Here is a 23,523-nt window from a genome sequence, read left to right as displayed (position 1 = left end):
GGCAGTTGACTTGTTAGCTTTCTATCTCGATATTTTGCGGAATTGAATTATTTTGCTTTCCCGAATTTTGCTGAGGTTTGACCCAAATACGATAAGCGATCATTAACAGAACAAGCCATGTGATTCCCACATAAATTGCAGGGCGTGAATCTGGGAAATACCCCATCATGACTAAAATGAATACCATAAAACCAATTGCAAACGCAGGAGCATACGGCCAACCAATAACGGGGAAATCCAATGCCTTAATTTCAGCAGTAGACAACTTACGGCGCATCGCGACTTGCGAAAGCAAGATCATGAGCCACACCCAAACGGTTGCGAAAGTTGCAATTGAGGCAATGATCATGAATACATTTTCAGGAATCAGGTAGTTCAGCACTACACCAATTAATAGCACGCCAGCCATAACCACTACAGTCATCCATGGCACACCATTACGTGATAATTTCTGAAAAACTCGAGGCGCTTGACCACGGTTTGCCATGCCATAAAGCATACGACCAGCACCAAATACATCACTATTAATCGCTGAAACTGCTGCCGTAATAACAACAATATTTAAAATTGTAGCTGCTGATTGAATGCCTAAATTCTCAAAAATCTGTACAAATGGACTACCTTGGCTACCAATTTGATTCCATGGGAAAATCGACATCAGTACAAAAATGGTTAATACGTAAAACAGTAAAATACGAACCGGAACTGCATTAATTGCTTTTGGTAAAGTGGTTTTCGGATCTTGTGATTCACCTGCTGTAATACCAATAATTTCGATACCACCGAAAGCAAATACAACCACAGATAAACATGCAACTAAGCCTGCAATCCCATGCGGCATAAAGCCATCATAAATCCATAAGTTTTGAATACCCGGTACCACACTGCTATGGTCAGCATGGAAGCCGTAGAACATTAAACCGATTCCACCTAAAATCATGGCAACAATAGCGCTCACCTTGACAATAGAAAGCCAAAACTCGAGTTCGCCAAAGACTTTAACGTGAATGAGGTTAATTGCACCCAAGAACATAATCAGGGATAAAATCCAGATCCACCGTGGTACATCGGGATACCAGAACCCCATGTAAATACCAAAAGCAGTGACATCAGCCAACGCCACAATGATCATCTCAAAAACATAAGTCCAGCCTGTCGTAAAGCCAGCCAATGGACCAATGTACTGTGATGCATAGTGGCTAAATGAACCAGAGACAGGGTTTTGGACAGCCATTTCACCCAATGCGCGCATAACGATATAAATTGCAATCCCTGCAACGATATACGCCAGTAATACTGAAGGCCCTGCCATTTTAATTGCAGTTGCCGAACCATAGAAAAGCCCAGTTCCAATTGCTGAGCCCAATGCCAAGAAACGAATGTGGCGGGTGTTTAAACCCCGCTGTAGTGTGGAGTTTTGTGACATTATAATCTCCAATCCTTGAGGATATTTAGTTAGATTCGGCCACTCCATGTGACCGTTTTATCAATCACACTTCAGATAAACTAGGGAGCAGTTTTGGAATAATTAACTCGTTTAAGCAGCCGCTTGAGAGTAATTCACTTGCTTGCTCAATATCAGGAGCAAAGAAACGGTCTTCACTGTAGTAAGGCACTTGAGCGCGCAAGATTTTACGAGCTTGTTCAAGTTTAGGCGAGCTTTTTAGGCCTTCACGGAAGTCTAGACCCTGACAAGCGCCTAACCATTCAACAGCTAAAATGCCACGGACGTTGTCAGCCATATACCAAAGACGTTTACCCGCATTCGGAGCCATTGATACATGGTCTTCTTGGTTGGCAGAAGTCGGTAAGCTATCAACACTTGCTGGATGAGCAAGCGCTTTGTTGTCACTTGCAAGAGCAGCAGCGGTTACCTGAGCAATCATAAAGCCCGAGTTAACACCACCATTTGCCACCAAGAACGGTGGAAGTTGCGACATGTGACGGTCCATCATCATTGAAATACGACGTTCAGACAATGAACCAATTTCTGCAATTGCTAATGCTAAATTATCAGCCGCCATTGCAACAGGTTCTGCATGGAAGTTACCACCAGAAATCACGTCACCTTGTTCAGCAAAAACAAGCGGATTATCAGATACAGCATTTGCTTCAATTTCTAATACTTCAGCAGCCTGACGGATTTGGGTTAAACATGCGCCCATCACCTGTGGTTGGCAACGTAAAGAGTATGGGTCTTGAACTTTGCTACAGTCTTCGTGTGAATGTGCAATTTCACTCGAGTCTGTTAATAGATCACGATAAGCCGCAGCCACATCAATTTGGCCACGTTGACCACGTACTTCATGAATACGCGCATCAAATGGTGCACGTGAACCCAGCATTGCTTCAACGCTTAAGCCACCACAAACAGTTGCAGCGGCAAATAAATCTTCCGCTTCAAATAAGCCGCGTAAAGCATAAGCCGTTGAAACTTGTGTACCATTTAAAAGTGCTAAACCTTCTTTAGCTGCTAAAGAAATTGGTTCTAAACCTGCAACTTTTAAAGCTTCAACTGCTGGTAACCATTCACCTTTATAACGCGCCTTACCTTCACCAAGTAACACTAAAGACATGTGTGCAAGTGGTGCCAAGTCACCTGAAGCGCCTACTGAACCTTTCAGTGGAATGTGTGGGTAAACTTCGGCATTAATTAAAGCCAACAAAGCATCAATCACTTTACGGCGAATACCAGAGAAACCACGCGCCAAGCTATTTGCTTTCAATAGAATAATTAAACGAACCATTGCATCATCAAGTGCTTCACCTACACCTGCTGCATGCGAAAGAACCAATGAACGCTGTAATTTTTCTAAATCTTCAGGAGCAATTTTGGTTGAAGCAAGTAAGCCAAAGCCTGTATTAATGCCGTAAGCTGTACGTCCTTCATTTACAATTTTCTCAACGCAAGCCACGCTTGCATTAATTGCAGATGAAGCACTTTCATCTAATTTAACTTTGATCGGGTTGAGGTACGCTTGACGTAAATCGGCTAAGGTTAGTTTTCCCGGTTGGATTAATAATTCCATGTTGGCTTCCTAATTTTTTGCACTATATTCTGCTGAGACGGTGCTTTTCACAATTGCAAAAAGCACCGCCAGTTCTTCCGTGTATTTTTATTGCGTGATCATTGGCAAGTGTAGGCCTTGCTCTTTCGCACAGTTAATTGCAATTTCATAACCTGCATCGGCATGACGCATAACACCTGTTGCAGGGTCATTGGTCAGTACACGAGCAATACGTGCAGCAGCTTCATCTGTACCATCACACACAATCACAACGCCTGAGTGTTGAGAGAAGCCCATACCTACACCACCACCGTGATGTAAAGACACCCAAGTTGCGCCGCCTGCTGTATTAAGCAACGCGTTTAATAAAGGCCAGTCTGATACTGCGTCTGAACCGTCTTGCATTGCTTCAGTTTCACGGTTTGGACTCGCAACCGAACCTGAATCTAAATGGTCACGACCAATCACAACTGGTGCAGACAATTCACCGCTACGAACCATTTCGTTAAATGCCAAACCAAGTTTTGCACGCAAGCCTAGACCAACCCAACAAATACGCGCTGGTAAGCCTTGAAAGCTAATACGTTCACGTGCCATGTCTAACCAGTGATGTAAATGTTCATCATCAGGAATTAACTCTTTAACTTTGGCATCTGTTTTATAAATGTCTTCTGGATCACCAGAAAGCGCTGCCCAACGGAATGGACCAATACCACGGCAGAACAATGGACGGATGTATGCAGGTACGAAGCCTGGGAAATCAAAAGCGTTTGCTACACCTTCTTCTTTCGCCATTTGACGGATGTTATTACCATAGTCAAATGTTGGAACACCCATTTTTTGGAAATCAAGCATCGCTTGTACGTGCTTCGCCATCGACTGTTTTGCAGCTTTTACAACAGCTTCCGGTTCAGTTTTCGCACGTGCACGGTATTCATCCCAAGTCCAGCCTACTGGTAAGTAGCCATTAAGTGGATCGTGTGCACTTGTTTGGTCAGTCACCATGTCTGGACGTACACCACGACGTACCAGCTCAGGTAAAATTTCAGCAGCGTTACCATGAAGCGCAATTGAAATTGCTTTACCTTCTTTTGTATAACGGTCAATACGCGCTAAAGCGTCGTCTAAATCAGTCGCTTGTTCGTCTACATAACGGGTACGTAAACGGAAATCGATACTTGCTTGTTGGCATTCGATGTTTAAAGAACACGCACCTGCAAGTGTTGCAGCTAAAGGCTGAGCGCCACCCATACCACCTAAACCTGCGGTAAGAACCCAACGGCCTTTTAAATCACCGTTGTAGTGTTGGCGGCCTGCTTCAACGAAAGTTTCATAAGTACCTTGTACAATACCTTGGCTACCAATGTAGATCCATGAACCTGCTGTCATTTGACCGTACATTGCAAGTGCTTTTGCGTCTAACTCGTTGAAGTGTTCCCAGTTTGCCCAGTGCGGTACAAGGTTTGAGTTTGCAATTAAAACGCGAGGTGCATCTTTATGAGTTTTAAATACACCTACTGGCTTACCTGATTGAACTAATAACGTTTCATCAGTTTCAAGATTTTTTAAAGTATCTACAATTTTGTCGAAACATTCCCAGTTTCGTGCTGCACGGCCAATACCACCGTATACAACCAACTCTTTCGGGTTTTCTGCAACGTCCGGATCAAGGTTATTCATCAACATACGTAATGGAGCTTCAGTTAACCAACTTTTAGCCGTTAATTCAGTGCCGCGTGGCGCACGAATTTCTACATCACGAAATTTTGTTGTCATTGTTGTCACAGGCGGACTCCTTCCTTTGAGCTTACATCAGCAGAACATCACTTGTTTCTGCATTTGTATAGTAATGTATTAACTTGTATATACATCTATATACTACACAAATATTTTTTGGCGTGAAGAGGGTGACTGATATTTTTTTAATAAAATTGAGTAAGCTTATGAATTAAATTAATTTATTTTTATATCAGGCATAAAAAAAGCACATATCTTCTAACAAGACATGTGCTTTTTAAGTAGTAAATTATATTGTTTTATCGTTGAATTAGCTCCATGACATAGCAGCTTTTGAGTTGTTTTTTGGGAAAACTAATCGATGTCAAGCCAGCGTTTTTCTCAATTTTTAGTGTTTCTTGAGCAGCAAGCTGAACGGAATGATCATCAACGTTCACTTCCGTTTCACTACCCTGATTAAAAATGAAAATCAGGTCTGCCGAACTGATAAATGCCTGCTCCGCTGCATCATTCAACCACTGAAAACGAGCACGAAACTTTGCAGGATCATAAATTAAATTTAAATCTCGAATTGCACCGTCGAACAGTTCACTTTGGACCTGACTCTCGCCATGGAAAGCAAAAATATCACCTTGGTTCAGCGTTTTGGCAGGAAGATCATCGACATGCAATACCATACCCTGTCCATCGAGTACGCTAATAATGCGCTGCTTATTGGGAAATAGCGAAAATGGCCCAGAAGTGGTCACATCCGCCATCGAAATGCGCCAATCGAAATCAGCCTCACCTTGGCTTCTGGCAATTTCTAAAGTAAAACCTGCACCATTTTTCCAAAGCATTTTTGTATATTGATCGGCCCTGATCAATTCAATCATGGGTTAAATTTCCCTTCGAGATAATAGCGACTACCCGGATAGATCAAACGCGCACTTGAAATGAGTTGTTTATTTGACCATGTGCGACGGCGGATGAGTAAACACGGTTCAGCTTTAGTAATCTTCAACCACTTGCACTCTTGAGCAGATGCTAAAACGGCCTCGACAATGTGCTCGCCTTCTGTCACGGGAGCTTTTGCCATGAGGTAAGCATTTGGGGTAATGGTTTTAAAATCTTGTTGTAGATAATCTGGTATCAGTGCTGCATCAACCAAACGATCTTCGACCTGAACAGGTACATCATTTTCATAATGCACAATAATCGAATGAAATAATCTTTGCCCTTCACGAGTCTGCATTAACACGCTTTGCTCTGCATTTGCATAAATTTGTTCTAAGACTAAAACTTCAGCGTGGTGCTTATGGTTTCGTGCAATAATCTCATCGGCAATATTATTAATTTGAAAAAGTGCAGTTCGGCCTTGCCCTTCAGCAACGAATGAGCCAACGCCCTGAATACGAACGAGTAAACCCTCAGTCGTTAATTCACGAAGCGCACGGTTTACCGTCATACGGCTACAGCCGAGTTGATTAACGAGTTCACTTTCCGAAGGAATTTTTTTATTTACAGCCCACGAGCCTTCATAAATCTTTTGTGAAATCAGTTGTTTTACGCGTTGATATAAAGGAACTGGACTATCAGCTTCAATCGAAAGCTCAGTATGTTCTTGTTTTGATGTTCTGGGCATAACAAATACTCAAAAAGGCGGCAGGCAAAAAGGTATTTTAGTTGACATGCTATGTATATACAACCACATACAACATGTTAATTTATGAATCAAATAGATTTTAAAAAGTTTAAAAAATAAACATAGCTCGATAAGAGCTAATTTAAAGTTTTATGTAGAGAAATTCAAATATATTAGGATTTTATCAATATTTATTTAATAGTTATTTCTGCTAAGCCAGTGCCCCATCCAAGAAAACAAAAATATCATTTTTTCGGGTTTACGAAATGATGCTTAAAACTTTTATTTAAAATAACTGATCGATAGTATTCTTCTGCCACACAGTATATTAATAAAACTGGAAGCACATCGAATGCGTAATTATAAAATAGATATTCTTCGAGGAATCTCTATCCTTTTGGTTCTTTTACATCATTTTAATATTCCCTATAAACTTAAAGATACATGGTTAGGTTTTGATTTTTTAGGTGAAGCATTTAGCACAGTCATCGCAAGAAATGGAAATTATGGCGTCACCATGTTTTTTGTGATTTCGGGTTTTTTAATTACCCATCACACTTTAAAACGAGACAAACAATTTTCTGCAATTAACCTCAAGCATTTTTATATCCGACGGGCAGCGCGTATTTTACCGTGTCTGGTATTACTCATTTTAGGTGTAAGCATACTCGGTTCATTTGACTTAAAACCCTTTATGAACCAAGCACCGAATGGCATTGAAGTCTCTTATCCTTTAACCATATTTGCAGCTTTAACCTTCTGGATGAATATCCTGATTATTAAATTCGGTTGGGTAAACTACGCTTTGGGAGTGCTGTGGTCGCTCTCTGTGGAAGAAGTTTTTTATTTTGTTTTTCCATTATTGTGTCTACTCACGCGCAGTAATAAGGTCTTTATTGCTGTGCTAATTGGAGTCATTTTATATGGGCCTTATTTTAGATCTCTGCATTTTGGAGAAGAAAGCGGCGCTTATTTATATCATTATTTTTCAAGTTTTGATGGTATAGCGGTGGGCTGTTTAACTGCCATTTTTTCTCATAAATATCAGCCAAATTGGTCCTATAAAAAACCTCTTTCATGGTTGATTATTTTGAGTATGACCGCTCTATATTTATATGCACCAATTAAAGAAGTCAGTACATGGGGTATCAGCTTATTTGCTTTTGCTACAGGCTTACTTATTTTGTGTTTTCAGCATCCTTCCGAAACGCAAGCGCATAACTTATTTACCAAAGTGATGGTCTGGTTAGGGCAAAGAAGTTACGAAACTTATTTGTTTCATCTGGTTGTATTGGGCCTTATGAAAGTTGCGTTTATTCCTGCTCAAACCGACTCTAGCATCAAAATTATGCTTTTAATTGGCTATTTGGTTCTGACTTTTATCATCAGCGCAGCGATTGAAAAATATTATTCCACACCGCTTAACAGCTACATTCGAAAGGTTTTTATTAAAGACAAATCATAAAAATAAGCCCCTTTAAAATAGGGGCTTATTTAATTAAGCGATCAACATGGTTTCATCTTCTTGCTTAAAAGGGTTAGACCAGCTCTGCCAAACTTGTGGCCCTAAAGCCATTTCTTCATCGCTTAACAAGCAACGATCTAAGCGCTGTATTAACGCTTGCTCATCCATTTGCATACCAATTAAAACCAGTTCCTGACGCGCATCACCTGTGCGGGCATCCCAGTTTTTCTTAATTTGTTCAATGCTGGCTAGGTCACTCGGCCAGTCTTCTTCTGCAACGGCGGCCCACCAATAACCTGCCAAGCCATGTCGAGCCATTGCTCCCGCTTGTGACCATGAATAAGCCAATGTCGGTTCAGCAGCCAACCAGAAAAAGCCTTTAGAACGCACGACTCCCGGCCATTCAGCCTGAACCAAATCATAAAAACGCTCTGGATGGAAAGGTCGGCGAGCGCGGTAAACAAAGCTGCTGATTCCATACTCTTCAGTCTCTGGCGTATGCTCGCCGCGTAACTCTTTTAACCAGCCCGGTGCTTGTGCGGCTTCATCAAAATCGAATAATTGCGTATTTAAAATTTTATCTAAGGCAATCTTTCCAAATTGAGCAATTTCAATTCGGGCACGCGGGTTTAATGTTTTTAAAATGGCGATAAGCTGGTCTTGCTGAGCTTGGTCAATCAAATCAATTTTATTCAGCACAATCACATCACAAAACTCGATTTGATCAATGAGAAGATCGACTACAGTTCTTTCATCTTGCTCACCTAATGATTCGCCACGTTGTTGCAGTGAGTCAACTGAACTGTAATCTTTAAAGAAGTTAAAAGCATCGACTACCGTGACCATGGTGTCGAGTCGAGCGAACTCATTGAGTGAGTTTCCATCTTCATCTTCAAAGGTAAAGGTTTCTGCCACAGGCAGCGGTTCAGAAATGCCAGTTGACTCAATCACCAATTGGTCAAAGCGCCCTTCGTCGGCTAAACGTCTCACCTCAACCAATAAATCTTCTCGTAGCGTACAACAGATACAGCCATTACTCATTTCAACCAGCTTTTCATCCGTTCTTGAAAGCTCTGCCCCACCTTCACGTACTAATGCAGCATCAATATTCACCTCAGACATATCATTGACAATCACGGCAATACGGCGGCCTTCACGATTATTTAAAATATGGTTGAGTAATGTGGTTTTTCCTGCACCTAAAAAGCCTGATAAAACAGTGACGGGAAGCTTGGCAAATGAGTTGGCGATTGCAGTGCGCATGGCTTGATCTCTTCGAATAATATTTAAACTGATCATGGCTGGCCATCTAGGTATGGCCAGATCACAGGCGTAATCTATTTCTAAACCACAATAATGTTATGTTATAACATAACTATTGATCAAGTTTTTATTCCGCTTTTATTTAAATCAATTTACTTAGTCGTTGAAAAAATTGCTTTTATAGTCCCTGACAAATTGAGGTTCTATAGTGATGGTCAGGCCCCCATGCACGGAATCCTTGGCTATCAATATGAATTTGTCCTGAAGCATAAACACCTAGTCCCATCTTAAGCGCTTGACCTTTTGTCGCCCAGAACTGACAAAGTTTGGTTTTAGTTTGCTGAATATTGAACTGGTCTAAGTCGCTGGGCTGTTCTGGCCCAATTCTAAAATCAAGCGCTGCATTAAAGACATGTCGAGAAGCATCAGCACCACCTGCACAGCGGTTTAGAGACAACGCCCGGTAGACCGAAGTCACTTCAAAATCATTAATTACGCCATCCTCAACTAACGCTTTTAAAATGCTAAGCGTCGGAACAATATTGGACCAAATCTCCCGTGGTGGCACCGCGTAAGGCTCAACTCCACATTTTTGCCAATCGCGAGCTGAGCTTAATAATTCATGGTCTGGAACTAAATTGGCAAGCCCTTTTTGCTTAAGAAATTGCTTGTAAGCTTGTACAGCCTGTCGATGGTCTGCTGAAGCTAACCACGCAACATACGCCTCGGGTTGAGACTTTATTTTGACCACTGGTTTTGTAGGTTGAGGTAAAGGTGTTTGGGTATGCAGAGGGGTTGTTGGCTTGGGTGTTTGAATGCTACATGCTGTGAGAGATAAGAAAATTAAACCGAAATAACGCTTCATAAATATGCTCTATCTTCACCAAAAATAGGAAAATTGCTCATCATTAAATTAATGAAATGTTATATTATAACAATAATAAAATCCTTTAATTTCTGTTGCTAAATTTTAAAAATAAAAAAAGGACGCCTGTCAGACGTCCTTTTTAGATACAACTCAATAATTTATTAAATATCTGCTTCTAAGGCAGGTACAGACTGCTCAGCTTTTAATTTTCGGCGTTTAAATTGGTAAGCCACCATCAAACACAAGATCCAGCCAGGAATCATCATGACCGCAACACGCATATCTGGTGTTAAAGACATCACGACCAAAATACCCAGCATAAACAGTATGCATAGATAGTTGCTAAACGGATACATAAAGCTTGGGAACTTCGTTGTTTGCCCTTGGCGCTGCATATATTTGCGGAATTTTAAATGCGTCCATGAAATTACAACCCAGTTAATTACAATCGCTGCAACCACCAGCATCATGAGTAAACCAAATGCTTTTTCAGGGAAAATATAATTTAACAGTACACATAAAATAGTGACTGCCGCAGAAAGGATCACTGCATTGGTTGGAATACCGCGTTTATTAATACGTGCAAATACTTTTGGTGCATTTCCTTGTTGCGCAAGGCCTAACAACATACGGCTACTGCAATAACTTGTCCCGTTATAAACTGAAACAGCAGCAGTCAAAATCACAAAGTTTAATAACGTTGCAATTCCTTGGCTATCTAAAGAAGCAAATACCATCACAAACGGGCTTCCGCCTTGTGCCATTTGGTTCCATGGGAACAGCGAGAATAAAACAAAAAGCGTCGCAATATAGAAAATCAAAATACGGTAAATAATTTGATTCACAGCTTTAGGTAAAGTTTTATCAGGGTCACGTGCTTCAGCTGCAGTAATACCGAAAAGCTCAATACCACCGAAAGCAAAAATAATGACTGCCATTGCCATGACTAAGCCTTCAACACCAAACGGGAAGAAACCGCCAAGTGCCCAGAGGTTTGAAATGCTTGCCTGTGGACCTGCTGTGCCTGTTGCAAGTAGATATGAACCAAAGCCAATCATTGCAAAAATCGCTAAGATTTTGACAATAGAAAACCAAAATTCCATTTCGCCAAAAAACTTAACGTGTAGCAAATTAATGCCATTAATTAAGACAAAGAAGGCTAAAGCAGATGCCCACGTCGGGATTTGCGGCCACCAATATTGAATGTAAAGACCAATTGCGCTTAGTTCTGCCATACAGACGAGTACATTGAGTACCCAATAGTTCCATCCTGACATGAACCCTGCAAATGGTCCCCAATATTTGTAGGCAAAATGACTAAAAGATCCACTAACTGGCTCTTCTACCACCATTTCACCAAGCTGACGCATCATTAAAAAAGCAATAAATCCTGCAATGGCATAACCGAGGATGACCGATGGACCTGCTAATTTAATCGATTGTGATATACCAAGAAAAAGCCCTGTGCCAATCGCCCCACCCAATGCAATAAGCTGGATGTGCCGATTACTCAAACCATGTTTCAGGTTTCCTTGCTCTTGTGCTGACATATGATTATTCTCATCCGTGTCACGTAATTTTTTTCCAATAAATTACGTATATCATAAATTGATCAAACTTTCATAGAGATTCATGAAAAAATAATTGCGTGACTTTTCTCATGACCGCGAATGAAAACAGAAAATACAAGAAATGACAATTATTATGAAATGTGTAATTAAATTATGTATTGCGTAATTTTATGAATTCAGTATTATAGAGACATGAAGCAATTGGTTGTGCTCGGTCTATATCAAACTCATAAGACAAAAGATGATCTAAGCAAAGGTTAAAACTTATTGAGTAGCTCAGTCCTAGACCGAACTTTTATTTGTATAAGACCCGAGATAAAGACAAGGAAGCGAAAATGGAACAAAAACTAAACTCTTTTATTGAAGTTTCACCTCAATCAGATTTCACTATTCATAATTTGCCTTACGGTGTTTTTAGCAGAGCTAACGAAAGTGAGCGTCAAGTTGGTGTAGCTATTGGTGATTGGGTGATTGATCTCGCTGCTCTTGAAAAGCATGGTCTTTTAAAACTTTCAGAACAAGACACATACTTTAACCAGCCTACTCTGAATAAATTTATCGAGTCTGGAAAAGCCAACTGGTCAAAAGTTCGTAAGACACTACAGTCTCTTCTCTCGGTTGAAAATTTAACGCTTCAAGAAAATGAAGCATTGCGTCAGGAAGTTTTGGTTAAGCAAGACAGCGTTACTTTGCATTTACCACTTCAAGTATCTGGTTATACCGATTTCTATTCTTCTAAAGAACATGCCACCAATGTAGGCTGTATGTTCCGCGACCCTAAAAATGCTTTACTGCCAAACTGGACTGAATTGCCTGTTGGTTATAACGGCCGTGCTAGCTCTGTTGTCGTCAGTGGCACTCAAGTCGTGCGTCCATCTGGTCAAATTAAACTTCCAAATGAAGAGCGCCCAGTTTTCTCAGCTACGCGTAAACTCGATTTCGAACTTGAAACAGCATTTGTTATTGGTAAACCAACAGAGCTTGGCCAGCCGATCTCTATTGAAAATGCTTGGGATCATATTTTTGGAATGGTATTACTCAATGACTGGTCAGCACGCGATATCCAGCAATGGGAATATGTGCCTTTAGGCCCTTTCAATTCAAAATCATTTGCTAGTGCCATCTCACCTTGGGTAGTCACACTTGAAGCACTTGAGCCATTTAAAGTGGAAGGCCCAAAACAAGAGCCTAAACCTTTAACGTATTTACAAGAAAATATCGCGAATAGTTATGACATTAATTTGAGTGTTGAAATTCAAAGCCCGAAATCGGCACAAGCTGACGTGATTTGCCAAACTAATTTCAAATATATGTACTGGTCTATGGCTCAGCAGCTCACTCACCACACCATTGGCGGCTGTAACGTTCAGGTTGGTGATTTAATGGGTTCAGGTACTATTTCAGGTTCTACACCAGATTCGTATGGCAGCTTGCTTGAGCTTACATGGAACACCACCAAGCCTTTAACACTTGCCAATGGTGAAACTCGTGGTTTCTTGCAAGACGGCGATACACTCATTATGAAAGGTCACTGTGAGAAAAATAGTATTCGCATTGGCTTCGGTGAAGTTCGAAATACAGTCCTTCCTGCATTAAATTTCGATTTTGCAGAAACTTCGGAGCCTGACTATGAAGCTGTATAGTTACTTTCGTAGCTCTGCAGCCTACAGAGTACGGATTGGTCTAAACATTAAAGGATTAGCTTATGAGACTGTTCCAGTTCATCTGGTAAAAAACGAACAGCAAAGCGAAGACTATTTAAAGTTAAACCGTAGTGCTCTAGTTCCGACTTTAATTGACGGCGATTTAACCTTGTCTCAATCGTTAAGTATTTTGGAATATCTGGATGAGCAATATCTAGAAACCAAATTACTTCCAAGTGATGTGCAAGAGAGAGCCAAAATCCGTGCTTTTTCCCAAGCAATCGCTTGCGATATTCACCCGTTAAACAACTTACGCGTACTGAAATATTTAAAAAATGACTTAAATGTTTCAGATGAGCAGAAAAATTATTGGTATCAGCACTGGATTATTGAAGGCTTTCAAAATCTCGAACAGCTACTTCAAGATTCAAATGGACAATTCTGCTTTGGACAACAAGCAACAATTGCTGATTGCTGTCTGATTCCACAGGTTTACAACGCGAAACGCTTCAAGATTGATTTATCTGCGTTTCCAAAAATTGAATCGATTTATCACCATTGTTTGTCTATCCCAGCCTTTTATAACGCGGCGCCAGAACAACAACCAGATTGGGAATAGTAAAAAGGAGTTTTAATATGACATTTGCCATTAAAAAAATACATCACGTTGCATATCGTTGTAAGGATGCGAAAGAAACTGTTGAGTGGTATAAAAAAATGCTCAACATGGACTTTATTTTAGCTTTTGCTGAAGACCATGTGCCGTCAACTAAAGCCTTTGACCCATATATGCATTTATTCTTAGATGCTGGTCAAGGCAACGTTTTGGCATTTTTTGAATTGCCAACTCAACCAGAAATGGGCCGAGACGAAAATACGCCTCAATGGGTACAACATATTGCTTTTGAAGTTGAAGACTTAAATGCGCTGATGGCTGCCAAGCAACATTTAGAAGAAAATGGCGTGAAAGTTTTAGGCGTAACTAACCATGGTATTTTCCACTCAATTTACTTCTTTGACCCAAATGGCCATCGTTTAGAACTGACTTATAACGATGCTCATGCTGAAGAAAAAATTGCAAAAATTACTGAAGAAATGAAAACTGAAATGCTAGAGGAATGGAGCAAAACCAAACGCGCTCCGCACCATACTCATTTCTTGCATGAAGAAGAGTTAGGAACCTAATTTTTAAAGAGCGCACTAAAAAATCGGCATTGATTAGAATTGTTTTAAGAGCAGTTCTATATCAATGCCGATTTATATTATTTAAAACCGCTAAATTTCTAGAAAATTGCGCTATAAATAAGAGCATAGTGATTTTAGAAAATTGTTGGTTATTAAACATGTCAATTTCGCTAATAGAAAAAGGTGATTTCTATTTTTCACTAGGCTCAGGCATGATGTAAAACGCGCCAATTTCAATTTATGTTTTGATCGTCACTGTTTAACAGCTGAAGTAAATTTATTAAGGGTATTTAAATGATTGAAGAAAAAGTATCTGGGGGGGTTCAATCACTTGAAGTCGGTTTATCTGTACTAAACGCCCTTTTGGAACACAATCAACCTATTATTCTCAAAGATCTGTCTAGCAAGCTCGAAATGCATCCTGCCAAGGTTCACCGCTATCTGGTTAGCCTTATTCGTATGGAATATGCAAAACAGCTTGATGATGGGCAATATGCTTTAGGTGATCAGGCATGGCGCTTAGGTCTCAACTGTGTCCAGCATAGCGACACACTACAGCTGGTACAGCATTTAATTTATGACCTACAAAACAAAATTGGTTGCGGTATACAAATTAGTAAATGGTCACCAAAAGGCCCTGTCGTGGTTCAATCGATTGAATCAAACCACCCTATTTCGATTGTGACTAAAGTCGGCTCGATTATGCCTTTAGTCAATTCTGCTGCGGGACGTCTATTTGCTTCTTATCTTCCAGAACATTTTGTTCGTCCCTTAATGGAAATAGAATGGCAAAAACATCAAGAGCTTGATCTGCACATCGCACCACAAAACTGGCAAGCATTTACAGAGCTTAAAGACACCATTCGCCAGCAACAAATGTCGGCAGCGAAAGGTGATTTACTGACAGGAATTAATGCGGTGGGTTTACCTGTATTTAACTCAAATCAAAGTATTGAGTTTTGTATTGTCGCACTAGACAGTGAAATGTTTTTACCAGTCGATCCTCATAGTAAAACGATTGAAATCTTGAAAAATGAAGTGAACCTCATCAATCAATATATTAAAAGCCGCTAATCAGTAGCCATAAAAAAAAACCAAGAGATCAAACTCTTGGTTTTTTTAAGATCAGGAATAAAGCTCAGCTTATTTATTTAGTTTCTAAAACACCACGGCGAATCTGGTCACGTTCAATCGACTCAAATAACGCCTTGAAGTTACCTTCACCAAAGCCATCATCATCTTTACGTTGAATAAATTCAAAGAAAACTGGACCAATCATGTTTTCAGAGAAAATTTGCAATAAAAGCTTTTTCTGACCGTCTTTAGTATTACCATCAAGCAAAATACCGCGCTGTTTTAATTCATCAGTCGGTTCACCATGCTCAGGTAAACGATCTTCTAGCATTTCATAATACGTATTTGGCGGCGGTGTCATGAATTTCAGACCAAGGCCTTTTAACTTATCCCAAGTCGAGATTAAGTCATCACAAATAAACGCGATATGCTGAATACCTTCGCCATTAAAGTCAGATAGGAACTCTGCAATTTGGCCGTTTCCTTTGTCTGAATCTTCGTTTAACGGAATACGGATCTTACCGTCTGGTGCTGTTAATGCTTTAGACGTTAAACCTGTATATTCACCTTTAATATCAAAGTAGCGAATTTCTTGGAAGTTAAAGATTTTTTCATAGAAGTTTGCCCAATACTCCATACGGCCTTTGTAGACGTTATGAGTTAAGTGGTCAATCTCATTTAAGCCTGCCCCTACTGGACGTTTCTCGGCATCATCAAAGAAAACAAAGTCATTTTCATAAATATCACGGTCAACTAAAAAGATTGGCATACCACCAATACCTTTGATTGCCGGGATGTTGAGCTCCATTGGCCCAACTTTTGAATACATTGGTTCAGCACCAAGTTCTACTGCTTTTTGGAAAGCTTTTGCTGCATCACGTGTTTTAAAACCCATCGCACAAGCAGATGGACCATGTTCATTAAAGAAGAATGAAGCATAAGATTCTGGCTGATAATTCAGGATAATATTGATATTTCCTTGACGCCATAAGTACGCTTCTTTCGATTTATGCTTGGCTACTTTTGAAAAGCCGATTGTCTCAAAAACTGGATCTAATTCATTTTCTTTTGAAACAAACTCAATAAATGCAAAACCGCATAATTCTAATGGGTTCTCTAAAATATCCATCTAGTTTCCCTCTGGTGATTACCTGTTCCGTTTATCTCTATTGCTGATGAACTCAGCTCCTTTCTCTATAGAATACGTTGCTATTGGGTGAAGACTTGAACCGTCAAATTGGCTTAACCCAACGCATCCTATGAGAAAAAAACGAGTCATTAAAACGAAGATATGATGAGCGTAAAGCCTTTAATGATTAATTTCCGTTCCATGTGGTGTTTGTTTTCCATACACACTGTCCTTTGTTATCTAAAAGTACGATTGAGATTTTTCAATAAACCCTTAAAAATCGTCTTTTCCTAAAAATCATTTATAGATTTATGGAGACCAACATCCTTGTTCGATCTCCAATGGCCATTTACCTTGAATTAGATGCTACTAAAAACAATTAAATTATGCAATACATAACTTAATTATGAATTGCATAATTTTAGTAATCTTTTAATTTGCCTGTTTTTAAAATCAATTATCATATTCGATATTCTGTTTATGATCCTTATCTTCAAAAATCTCTCTTGCTTTGAGTTTGAAAAACTATGCTTTTAGTCAGCGCATGTTTAATTGGTGAACCTGTTCGATATGATGGTAAATCCTGTCCAAATACCCGACTTAAGCAACTATTAATCAATAAAAAAGCCCAAGCATTATGCCCAGAGCTATTAGGTGGTTTTACCACTCCCCGTTTACCCGCAGAAATTGTGGACGGAACAGGTCAAGATGTGCTTGATGGCAAAGCAAAAATTACTGATTCATCTGGTTTAGATGTGACAGAGTTATATTTAAAAGGTGCTTACCGCACCCTAGAAGTTGCGCAGCAAATAAAAGCGACTTGTGTGGTTTTAAAAGAGAATAGCCCATCTTGTGGTAGCCAAAAAATTTATAACGGTACTTTTCAAGGTGAGAAAATTACGGGAGTTGGAATCACCACGGCGCTTTTGCAGCGCCATGGCTTTGAAGTAATTTCTGAAAATGAGATTGAAGATTGGTTAGTAGAACATCCTCTTTAATCATTGTCTGCTCAATCAAAATCCTCTTAATTGTTTTCTAAAATGGAAACAGATGGCACTCATTAGACAAGCCACTAAATAACTTATGGCAGCCATCCACCAGAAGCCATAAATTCCCATCGCAGAAATCGAGATATCCTGCCAATGCAGTCCTTTATAGGCCATCCACCAACCACCGCCTAATCCGAAACATAACACCACGACCAAGAAAATCAGCATTGGTAAAATCGACACATCCCAACAGCGCAACAAAGAGGTCAATAACGTCATTAAGCCATCTAGAAAGTGAGACAGACACACAATCAACAACAACGATGCAGCCAAAATCTGCACGGCCAAATCGTCTGAATAGAACGTGACAATTAAATCCCGTTCCAACCATAAACACAGGGACAAACTGCCACTCACTGCCATAATCACCCATATACTTTGTCTGGCAATTTTGTTTGCTTCTTCCATGTTCCCGCTGCCCATAGATCGTGACACCAAAATGCTATAGGCCGAGGCAATGGACGAAGGAAAAATAAACATGAAGCCGCCAGTGCTTGCGACAATTTGATGTGCTGCTGACACCACACTCCCAAAAGGTAAAATCAGAATAGCAACCGAACAAAATGCAACAACGTCCATCAACGCCATAATTGCTGTCGGGATACCTATTTTTAAAATCATCCGCAGACTTTCTCGACTATCTTCAATCGACTGTTCGGGTTGCTCAATAAAGAGGTATCCTTTTTCCAAGAAAAATACGTAATAAACAGCCAACATAAACCACCGTACAATGAGAGTGGCTAACAAAGCCCCTATGGCACCGAGTGGTGGAATTGAAAATGAAGCGACGCCATAAATCAAAAGATAGGACAAAATAATTTTAAGAATGAAGAAAATGCTATCTGATAGTAAAACCTTATGCGCATTTTCAGTGACCTGAGATAAAGCTGTAAATAAGCGCATCAGTAAATGGGCAGGTAAAATAAATACCAAAGCCCAAATACAGTTTTTAGTAATTGAAACAACATGTTCCGATGCACCAAACAATTTGGGCAAATCACGGAACAAGTAGAGCAAGCCAATACTCACCAATGCCGAACATAACATCAGCCAGATGCCTTGAATAAAAATTTGACGAATGCGTGGTATGTCATGGCAACCATAAGCTTCTGAAAGCTTGAGCATCACACCTTGCAGAATCCCCATACCAATGACATAAACCACTGTATATAAAGATAAGGTCACCGATAATGCTGCTACATGATCGTTACTAAAATGCCCTACATAAGCAATATCAATCAATCCACTTAAAACTAGAATTAAATTGCTTGAGAGCATGGGAATAAATAATTTAAAAATCTGGTTCATCAAGGAAATGCCTTATTTTTCTTTACGATTTATACTCATATTCACGTTATTTTTAGTGCATCAATTCAAAGCAAAAGACATACCAGTTCTAGCTTTAGCTCCCCTAAAATATGCTTTAAATAAAAAGGCCAAACTATTCGTTTGGCCTTCTTTCCTAATGAATGTTGTTTATACAGTTATTCTTGTTTGTGTTTACTTGCCCAATAAGTCGCAAGCGCAGGCCCAGAAATATTATGCCAAAGACTGAAAATTGCGCTTGGTACAGCTGTAATCGGAGAAGCAGCAAAATGGACTGCTGCAAGTGCAACACCTAAGCCTGAGTTTTGCATCCCCACCTCAATAGCAATGGCCTTACTGTCCGCATAAGGTAGTTTAAAGAAACGTGCCGCGGTAAAACCTAATAAATAGCCAAGCCCGTTATGTAAGATCACTACGGCTAAAATGAGCAAGCCCGACTGTAAAATTGCTGCTTTGCTTCCACCAATAATCGCGGCCACAATCGCTACAATTGCAATGACCGAAACTAAAGGCATGACTTGAATATAAGATTCGACCTGACGTTTAAGCCATGTTCTTAAAATCAAACCAATCACAATAGGCAGTAGCACCACCTGCGAAATCGAAATAAACATTGAAGCTGCATCAATCTTTAGCCATTGGCTGGCAAGCAGATAGAAAATCGCAGGGGTTAATACAGGTGCTAAAAGTGTTGATACCGATGTGCAGGCTACCGATAACGCCACATTGCCTTTGGCCATATAGGTAATTACGTTTGACGCCGTTCCCCCTGGGCAACAACCCACCAAAATGACCCCAACCGCAATTTCAGGCGGTAAATTAAATAATTTACATAAAACATATGCCAAGCCAGGCATTACGACAAACTGCGCTACCACCCCAATCAATACCGCTTTAGGGCTTTGTAATACCCCTTTAAAGTCATCGACAGTCATGGTCATTCCCATACCAAGCATAATAATGCCCAAAATCCATGGAATGTACGCTTTGAGCCAGACAAAAAATTCAGGCTGCCATAGCGCTAGCGCTGCAAAAACAATCACCCATAGGGCAAAAGTTTTTTGAATAAATTGGGTAAAGCGTAGGAATGCAGCCATACTTTCTATCCCTAAAAATTAAAATATGAAAGTTAAAAACCAGAGCAATATAATTAGCGCTCACTCAACAGATCAGTCGACTGAATACGGACAACACCTTGCTGCTGCATGGTTTGCCACGCGTGTTCTAATGAACCATTCAGATCAATCCCTTTACAAGCATCTTCAACCACTAAAGTTTTAAAACCTTGCTTAACTGCATCTAAAGCAGTCCATGCTACACAAAAGTCCGTAGCAATTCCGACCACATAAACCGTATCAATACCGCGCTCTTTTAGATAACCTGTTAAACCCGTCGTTGTAGAGTGATCAGCTTCTATAAAAGCCGAGTAGCTATCAATATGAGCATGAAAGCCTTTTCGGATAATCAGTTGAGCTGTCGGAATATTTAAATCAGGATGAAACTCGGCATCTTGAGTACCTTGTACACAATGCTTAGGCCAAAGCACCTGCTGTCCATAGTCGAGTTCAATGGTTTCAAATGGTTGCTTGCCAAAATGATTGGCTGCAAAAGAGATATGATTATCCGGGTGCCAGTCCTGAGTCAGGACGACATTTTCAAAACAACCAGCAAGTTGGTTAATCGTTGGAATAATTCTATCGGCATCAGCAACTGCTAAATTTCCACCCGGTGTAAAACCATTTTGTACATCAACTACGATTAAAACCGCATTTTGTGGTTGTTTATTCATTTCCATGTCATCTTCAATCCCAACTGGGAAATTGCATTCTATCTTGCCATAAAAAAAGTACATATTAAGTAAGGCTCAGCTGAATCCAACTGTATTGTTGTGTTTATTGGGTGTTCTTAATGCGCAATAACGAAAACATCCTATCTTTTCCTCAAGTTTACATCGCGATTATCCGTTAGGCGTATTGTTCTTATGCGTCTGATCAGTCATAATTTGCATAATTGTCATTCAACAATCTGTTATTGTTAGAACTGGACAATCAAAATACTGCAACCATCCCACATTTTGTTTTTCTTACCTCAGATTCGGATGGATAAATAGGATATTTTTAAAAATGACTCAGCAAGCACAGACCATTCAAGGCTCAATCGTCGCAATCGTCACACCAATGTTGAAAGACGGCGGTGTAGATTGGAAGGGTCTTGAGAAGCTGGTTGAGTGGCACATAGAACAAGGTACAAACAGTATTGTAGCCGTCGGTACAACCGGCGAAGCCTCAACATTGAGCATGGAAGAGCACACACAGGTTATTAAAGAAATTATTCGTGTAGCCAATAAACGTATTCCAATTATTGCCGGTACTGGTGCAAACTCAACCCGTGAAGCAATCGAATTAACTAAAGCCGCTAAAGACCTCGGTGCTGATGCAGCTTTACTTGTAACACCATATTATAACAAGCCAACTCAAGAAGGCCTTTACCAACACTATAAAGCGATTGCTGAAGCTGTTGAATTACCGCTTATTCTCTATAACGTACCTGGTCGTACTGGCGTAGACCTTTCAAACGACACAGCTGTACGTTTAGCAGAGATCTCGAATATTGTTGGCATTAAAGATGCAACAGGTGACGTACCTCGTGGTAAAGCTTTAATTGAGGCGTTAAACGGCAAGATGGCTGTGTACTCAGGTGATGATGAGACAGCATGGGAACTTATGCTTCTTGGCGCTGACGGCAACATCTCGGTTACTGCAAATATTGCACCTAAAGCAATGAGTGAAGTATGTGCTGTTGCGATTGCCAAAGATGAACAACAAGCGAAGACGCTTAACAATAAGATTGCAAATTTACACAATATTCTATTTTGCGAATCAAACCCAATTCCTGTGAAATGGGCACTACATGAGATGGGACTGATTGATACTGGTATTCGCTTACCACTCACTCCTCTCGCTGAGCAATATCGCGAACCTCTCCGCAATGCCCTAAAAGATGCGGGAATTATTTAATAAGAGCAATTTATGATGCAATTACGTCTTGGTTTAGTCCTTGCAGTTTCAGCCTTAAGTTTAGCTGGTTGTGGTCGCTTCGCAATTAATAATCACTCTTTAGATTATAAAAATGCCAAGCAACTTGCCCCGCTTGAATATCCTGCCGATGCAACTGTACGACCAGCGACACCTTTGTATCCTGCACCAACTGTAGAACAGCGCGCTATCGATAACGCACCGAAGTTTGAAAATAAGCGTGGCAACCGCTATGCACTGCCACGCCCTGAACAAACGCAAGGTAATGCGACACTAGATGCCTCTGCTCAAACGACGACTGCGCTTGGACGTCCTCAGCTTGTGACTGACGGTAATAAAAATCCGTTGTTAAAAGTTGATGGAAATACAGCCGAGATCTGGCAGTACACCAAAGCAACTTTAAGTACTTTAAATTTCAACATCATCGCTCAAGGTAGTAATCAAGCGACGATTAAAGTAAATGACAATACTTATGTGCTTAAACTTACTGGTGTAGGTTCTAGTCATACTCTTGCTCTATTTAATGTAGATAACACTTTTGCAAGCCCAGATGTGGCTGCTGAAGTGCTAAACCAGATTTACCAAAATTGGCCAGCCTAGTCGTTTACTAGGCATTTTTTTTAAAAAGGTTCCCTCATGTTAAAACAAACCTTGCTCTATACTGGTAAAGCAAAATCTGTATATGAAACAGACAATGCCGACCATCTGATTTTAGTCTTTCGTGATGATGCCTCTGCGTTCAACGGCGAAAAAATCGAACAACTAGATCGTAAAGGCAAGGTGAACAACCGTTTTAACGCCTTCATCATGGAAAAACTTGCTGCTGCGGGTATTGAAACGCATTTTGAAAAATTGCTTTCTCCAACTGAAGTGCTTGTTAAAAAACTTCAAATGATTCCAGTTGAATGTGTAATTCGTAACTACGCAGCTGGTTCTCTATGCCGTCGCTTAGGTGTAGAAGAAGGTAAAGAGTTAACTCCTCCTACATTTGAATTGTTCTATAAAGATGACGGTCTAGGCGACCCAATGGTTAACGAATCTCAAGCGATTGCTTTAGGTTGGGCGACTGCTGAACAGTTAGAACAAATGAAAGTTTTAACTTATAAAGTAAACGATGTATTAAAAGCTTTATTTGCTGAAGGCAACATGATTTTGGTGGACTTCAAGCTTGAATTCGGTGTTTTCCATGACCGCATCGTGCTTGGTGATGAGTTCTCTCCAGACGGCTGCCGTTTATGGGATAAAGACTCTAAGAAGAAACTCGACAAAGACCGTTTCCGTCAAGGTTTAGGCGGTGTTGTTGAAGCTTATGAAGAAGTTGCTGCTCGTTTAGGCGTAGATTTATCTGACATCTAATCAGTAAAACTTCATAAACAACCGGGCTAAAGCCCGGTTTTTTTATATTCAGCGCCATGCGCCCCAAACAATGTAGACAGATTTGTCTATTTCTATAAATTAACACTTGCATAAGCTTAATTTAAAACACTAAAATCTAAGAAAACACAAAGTACTTCACAATAATTAAATTTAAAAACTAGGATGAACC

The 23,523-nt window shown here is 40.1% G+C and carries 21 protein-coding genes; 9 read left to right on the top strand and 12 right to left on the bottom strand.

What is annotated here, in order from left to right; all coding sequences use genetic code 11:
* Positions 1-13: 13 nt before the first annotated feature.
* From ACTJJG_RS14990 to hutC, 5 genes are all read right to left on the bottom strand, one after another.
* Positions 14-1,426: an amino acid permease gene (locus ACTJJG_RS14990; protein WP_005804358.1), complete on the bottom strand. Its 1,413-nt coding sequence runs from the start codon at positions 1,424-1,426 to the stop codon at positions 14-16.
* A gap of 64 nt (positions 1,427-1,490) precedes the next feature.
* Complete coding sequence (gene hutH, locus ACTJJG_RS14985) at positions 1,491-3,029, bottom strand: histidine ammonia-lyase (protein ID WP_000421598.1); 1,539 nt, start codon at positions 3,027-3,029, stop codon at positions 1,491-1,493.
* 87 nt (positions 3,030-3,116) lie between these two features.
* The gene (hutU, locus tag ACTJJG_RS14980; RefSeq protein WP_014207979.1) at positions 3,117-4,784 is read right to left on the bottom strand and encodes a urocanate hydratase; all 1,668 of its coding nucleotides are present in this window, start codon (positions 4,782-4,784) and stop codon (positions 3,117-3,119) included.
* 260 nt (positions 4,785-5,044) lie between these two features.
* Positions 5,045-5,620: a HutD/Ves family protein gene (locus ACTJJG_RS14975; RefSeq protein WP_005804355.1), complete on the bottom strand. Its 576-nt coding sequence runs from the start codon at positions 5,618-5,620 to the stop codon at positions 5,045-5,047.
* Entirely contained in the window at positions 5,617-6,369 is a 753-nt protein-coding gene (gene hutC, locus ACTJJG_RS14970; RefSeq protein ID WP_002119291.1) for a histidine utilization repressor, read from the bottom strand. The genes ACTJJG_RS14975 and hutC overlap by 4 nt, the downstream gene beginning before the upstream one ends.
* 352 nt (positions 6,370-6,721) lie before the next feature.
* On the opposite strand from hutC, the gene ACTJJG_RS14965 reads away from it, so the two are divergent.
* Positions 6,722-7,834, top strand: coding sequence for an acyltransferase family protein (locus ACTJJG_RS14965; RefSeq protein WP_025464154.1), 1,113 nt, complete (start codon positions 6,722-6,724; stop codon positions 7,832-7,834).
* 33 nt (positions 7,835-7,867) lie between these two features.
* Here ACTJJG_RS14965 and zigA read toward each other — a convergent pair whose 3' ends face one another.
* The 3 genes from zigA to ACTJJG_RS14950 all read right to left on the bottom strand — a co-directional run bounded on the left by zigA (position 7,868) and on the right by ACTJJG_RS14950 (position 11,515).
* A complete protein-coding gene (gene zigA, locus ACTJJG_RS14960; protein WP_025464153.1) occupies positions 7,868-9,133 on the bottom strand; it encodes a zinc metallochaperone GTPase ZigA in 1,266 nt (421 codons plus the stop codon).
* A gap of 142 nt (positions 9,134-9,275) precedes the next feature.
* Entirely contained in the window at positions 9,276-9,962 is a 687-nt protein-coding gene (gene zrlA / locus ACTJJG_RS14955; RefSeq protein ID WP_005804352.1) for a D-Ala-D-Ala carboxypeptidase ZrlA, read from the bottom strand.
* Between the two features lie 164 nt (positions 9,963-10,126).
* Positions 10,127-11,515, bottom strand: coding sequence for an amino acid permease (locus ACTJJG_RS14950; RefSeq protein WP_372552657.1), 1,389 nt, complete (start codon positions 11,513-11,515; stop codon positions 10,127-10,129).
* Positions 11,516-11,871: 356 nt separating this feature from the next.
* Here ACTJJG_RS14950 and fahA point away from each other — a divergent pair, with 356 nt between their 5' ends.
* The 4 genes from fahA to ACTJJG_RS14930 all read left to right on the top strand — a co-directional run bounded on the left by fahA (position 11,872) and on the right by ACTJJG_RS14930 (position 15,438).
* Positions 11,872-13,179 (top strand): fumarylacetoacetase, encoded by a 1,308-nt coding sequence (fahA, locus tag ACTJJG_RS14945; protein ID WP_025464152.1) that lies wholly within the window; start codon positions 11,872-11,874, stop codon positions 13,177-13,179.
* Complete coding sequence (gene maiA, locus ACTJJG_RS14940; protein ID WP_005804350.1) at positions 13,166-13,798, top strand: maleylacetoacetate isomerase; 633 nt, start codon at positions 13,166-13,168, stop codon at positions 13,796-13,798. Before fahA ends, maiA begins: the two co-directional genes overlap by 14 nt.
* 17 nt (positions 13,799-13,815) lie before the next feature.
* On the top strand, positions 13,816-14,364 hold the full coding sequence (locus ACTJJG_RS14935; protein ID WP_002119119.1) for a VOC family protein: 549 nt from the start codon (positions 13,816-13,818) through the stop codon (positions 14,362-14,364).
* 294 nt (positions 14,365-14,658) lie between these two features.
* Positions 14,659-15,438, top strand: coding sequence for an IclR family transcriptional regulator (locus tag ACTJJG_RS14930; protein ID WP_005804348.1), 780 nt, complete (start codon positions 14,659-14,661; stop codon positions 15,436-15,438).
* Between the two features lie 73 nt (positions 15,439-15,511).
* On the opposite strand, the gene hppD is transcribed toward ACTJJG_RS14930, so the two are convergent.
* On the bottom strand, positions 15,512-16,567 hold the full coding sequence (gene hppD / locus ACTJJG_RS14925) for a 4-hydroxyphenylpyruvate dioxygenase (RefSeq protein ID WP_002119157.1): 1,056 nt from the start codon (positions 16,565-16,567) through the stop codon (positions 15,512-15,514).
* Between the two features lie 527 nt (positions 16,568-17,094).
* Between hppD and ACTJJG_RS14920 the strand changes: the two genes are divergently transcribed.
* Entirely contained in the window at positions 17,095-17,565 is a 471-nt protein-coding gene (locus ACTJJG_RS14920) for a DUF523 domain-containing protein (protein WP_005804347.1), read from the top strand.
* A gap of 15 nt (positions 17,566-17,580) precedes the next feature.
* Here the strand turns inward: ACTJJG_RS14920 and ACTJJG_RS14915 are convergent, their stop codons facing one another.
* The 3 genes from ACTJJG_RS14915 to pncA form a co-directional block, all read right to left on the bottom strand.
* Complete coding sequence (locus ACTJJG_RS14915) at positions 17,581-18,924, bottom strand: MATE family efflux transporter (protein WP_032063513.1); 1,344 nt, start codon at positions 18,922-18,924, stop codon at positions 17,581-17,583.
* A gap of 176 nt (positions 18,925-19,100) precedes the next feature.
* Complete coding sequence (locus ACTJJG_RS14910; RefSeq protein WP_032063514.1) at positions 19,101-20,039, bottom strand: bile acid:sodium symporter family protein; 939 nt, start codon at positions 20,037-20,039, stop codon at positions 19,101-19,103.
* Between the two features lie 53 nt (positions 20,040-20,092).
* Positions 20,093-20,737 carry a bifunctional nicotinamidase/pyrazinamidase gene (gene pncA / locus ACTJJG_RS14905; protein WP_032057140.1) on the bottom strand — a complete coding sequence of 215 codons (645 nt, stop codon included), beginning with the start codon at positions 20,735-20,737 and terminating at the stop codon, positions 20,093-20,095.
* Between the two features lie 328 nt (positions 20,738-21,065).
* Here pncA and dapA point away from each other — a divergent pair, with 328 nt between their 5' ends.
* Genes dapA through purC form a run of 3 tightly spaced genes read left to right on the top strand, consistent with a single transcriptional unit; the run spans position 21,066 to position 23,333 of the window.
* Positions 21,066-21,959 carry a 4-hydroxy-tetrahydrodipicolinate synthase gene (gene dapA, locus ACTJJG_RS14900; RefSeq protein ID WP_005804343.1) on the top strand — a complete coding sequence of 298 codons (894 nt, stop codon included), beginning with the start codon at positions 21,066-21,068 and terminating at the stop codon, positions 21,957-21,959.
* Positions 21,960-21,974: 15 nt separating this feature from the next.
* Positions 21,975-22,577: a hypothetical protein gene (locus ACTJJG_RS14895; protein WP_002119179.1), complete on the top strand. Its 603-nt coding sequence runs from the start codon at positions 21,975-21,977 to the stop codon at positions 22,575-22,577.
* Between the two features lie 36 nt (positions 22,578-22,613).
* Positions 22,614-23,333, top strand: a complete 720-nt coding sequence (gene purC / locus ACTJJG_RS14890) for a phosphoribosylaminoimidazolesuccinocarboxamide synthase (protein WP_002119240.1) — start codon at positions 22,614-22,616, stop codon at positions 23,331-23,333.
* Positions 23,334-23,523 lie beyond the last annotated feature (190 nt).

Source organism: Acinetobacter sp. 22512 (assembly GCF_052044755.1).
GTDB classification, from domain to species: Bacteria; Pseudomonadota; Gammaproteobacteria; order Pseudomonadales; family Moraxellaceae; genus Acinetobacter; species Acinetobacter pittii.
Note: the sequence above shows the minus strand (reverse complement) of the source record. Positions and strands in the feature narration are given on the sequence as shown.

Coding starts and splice junctions, on each gene's coding strand:
- ACTJJG_RS14990 (WP_005804358.1), bottom strand. CDS start 1,426: ATGTCACAAAACTCCACACTACAGCGGGGTTTAAACACCCGCCACATT.
- hutH (WP_000421598.1), bottom strand. CDS start 3,029: ATGGAATTATTAATCCAACCGGGAAAACTAACCTTAGCCGATTTACGT.
- hutU (WP_014207979.1), bottom strand. CDS start 4,784: ATGACAACAAAATTTCGTGATGTAGAAATTCGTGCGCCACGCGGCACT.
- ACTJJG_RS14975 (WP_005804355.1), bottom strand. CDS start 5,620: ATGATTGAATTGATCAGGGCCGATCAATATACAAAAATGCTTTGGAAA.
- hutC (WP_002119291.1), bottom strand. CDS start 6,369: ATGCCCAGAACATCAAAACAAGAACATACTGAGCTTTCGATTGAAGCT.
- ACTJJG_RS14965 (WP_025464154.1), top strand. CDS start 6,722: ATGCGTAATTATAAAATAGATATTCTTCGAGGAATCTCTATCCTTTTG.
- zigA (WP_025464153.1), bottom strand. CDS start 9,133: ATGATCAGTTTAAATATTATTCGAAGAGATCAAGCCATGCGCACTGCA.
- zrlA (WP_005804352.1), bottom strand. CDS start 9,962: ATGAAGCGTTATTTCGGTTTAATTTTCTTATCTCTCACAGCATGTAGC.
- ACTJJG_RS14950 (WP_372552657.1), bottom strand. CDS start 11,515: ATGTCAGCACAAGAGCAAGGAAACCTGAAACATGGTTTGAGTAATCGG.
- fahA (WP_025464152.1), top strand. CDS start 11,872: ATGGAACAAAAACTAAACTCTTTTATTGAAGTTTCACCTCAATCAGAT.
- maiA (WP_005804350.1), top strand. CDS start 13,166: ATGAAGCTGTATAGTTACTTTCGTAGCTCTGCAGCCTACAGAGTACGG.
- ACTJJG_RS14935 (WP_002119119.1), top strand. CDS start 13,816: ATGACATTTGCCATTAAAAAAATACATCACGTTGCATATCGTTGTAAG.
- ACTJJG_RS14930 (WP_005804348.1), top strand. CDS start 14,659: ATGATTGAAGAAAAAGTATCTGGGGGGGTTCAATCACTTGAAGTCGGT.
- hppD (WP_002119157.1), bottom strand. CDS start 16,567: ATGGATATTTTAGAGAACCCATTAGAATTATGCGGTTTTGCATTTATT.
- ACTJJG_RS14920 (WP_005804347.1), top strand. CDS start 17,095: ATGCTTTTAGTCAGCGCATGTTTAATTGGTGAACCTGTTCGATATGAT.
- ACTJJG_RS14915 (WP_032063513.1), bottom strand. CDS start 18,924: ATGAACCAGATTTTTAAATTATTTATTCCCATGCTCTCAAGCAATTTA.
- ACTJJG_RS14910 (WP_032063514.1), bottom strand. CDS start 20,039: ATGGCTGCATTCCTACGCTTTACCCAATTTATTCAAAAAACTTTTGCC.
- pncA (WP_032057140.1), bottom strand. CDS start 20,737: ATGGAAATGAATAAACAACCACAAAATGCGGTTTTAATCGTAGTTGAT.
- dapA (WP_005804343.1), top strand. CDS start 21,066: ATGACTCAGCAAGCACAGACCATTCAAGGCTCAATCGTCGCAATCGTC.
- ACTJJG_RS14895 (WP_002119179.1), top strand. CDS start 21,975: ATGCAATTACGTCTTGGTTTAGTCCTTGCAGTTTCAGCCTTAAGTTTA.
- purC (WP_002119240.1), top strand. CDS start 22,614: ATGTTAAAACAAACCTTGCTCTATACTGGTAAAGCAAAATCTGTATAT.